The 1,012-nt window shown below is 72.7% G+C and carries 1 protein-coding gene; it reads left to right on the top strand.

Annotated features, from left to right (window positions below):
• A partial coding sequence (gene bcsZ, locus G3N98_RS39335; protein ID WP_206151129.1) for a cellulose synthase complex periplasmic endoglucanase BcsZ occupies positions 1-1,012 on the top strand: 1,012 nt, incomplete at both ends.

Genomic DNA, 1,012 nt, shown 5'->3' with positions numbered 1-1,012 from the left:
GCGGGAGCCGGTGCGGCCGACGCGGGCTGCAGTGCGGCGTGGCCGCGCTGGGACGCGTTCAAGCGCGATTTCATCTCGGCCGACGGCCGCGTGATCGACGTCGGCTCGGCCGATTCACGCACGGTATCGGAGGGGCAGGCGTATGGACTTTTCTTCGCGCTGGTCGCGAACGACCGGCGCATGTTCGACACGATCCTCGCATGGACCGAGAACAATCTCGCGCAGGGCGACCTGAGCGCGCACCTGCCCGCGTGGCTGTGGGGCCGCGCGCCCGACGGCGCGTGGCGCGTGCTCGATGCGAACGCGGCGTCGGACGCCGACCTGTGGATCGCGTATGCGCTCGTCGAGGCCGGGCGGCTGTGGCACGAACGCAGCTACACGGCGCGCGGCGCGCTGCTCGCGAAGCGCGTGCTCGACGTCGAGACGGCGACCGTGCCGGGCCTCGGCCTCACGCTGCTGCCCGGGCCGACGGGGTTCAAGCTCGCCGACGGCCAGTGGCGCGTGAACCCGAGTTATTCGCCGCCGCAGGTGATCCGTGCGCTCGGCGCGCGCCTGCCCGACGACAAGCGCTGGGCCGCGCTCGTCTCCAGCACCGGGCGCGTGCTGCTCGACACCGCACCGAAAGGCTTCTCGCCCGACTGGGCGCTGTATCGCGCGGGCACGGGTTTCGGGCCCGATCGCGACACGCATGCGGAGAGCGCGTACAACGCGATCCGCGTGTATCTGTGGGCCGGCATGCTCGACCGCGCCGATCCGCTCGCCGCGCCGATGCTCGCGCGTTTTGCGCCGTTCGCCGACCATATCGCCGCGCATGGCGCGCCGCCGGAGAAGGTCGACACGACGACCGGCGTCGCCGGGCCGAACGACGGCAACGGCGGCTTCTCGGCGGCGGCCGTGCCGTTCCTCGACGCGCGCGGCCAGCGCGCGCTGGCCGATGCCCAGGCGGCGCGTGTCGATACGCTCGCGCGCCAGTCGCCGCCCGGTTACTACACGAGCGTGCTGACGCTGTTCA

Origin of the sequence: Burkholderia sp. Tr-20390 (assembly GCF_017104595.1) — a bacterium.
Classification (GTDB): Bacteria; Pseudomonadota; Gammaproteobacteria; order Burkholderiales; family Burkholderiaceae; genus Burkholderia.
The sequence above is the reverse complement of the archived record's forward strand: the minus strand, read 5'-3'. Positions and strand labels throughout refer to the sequence as shown.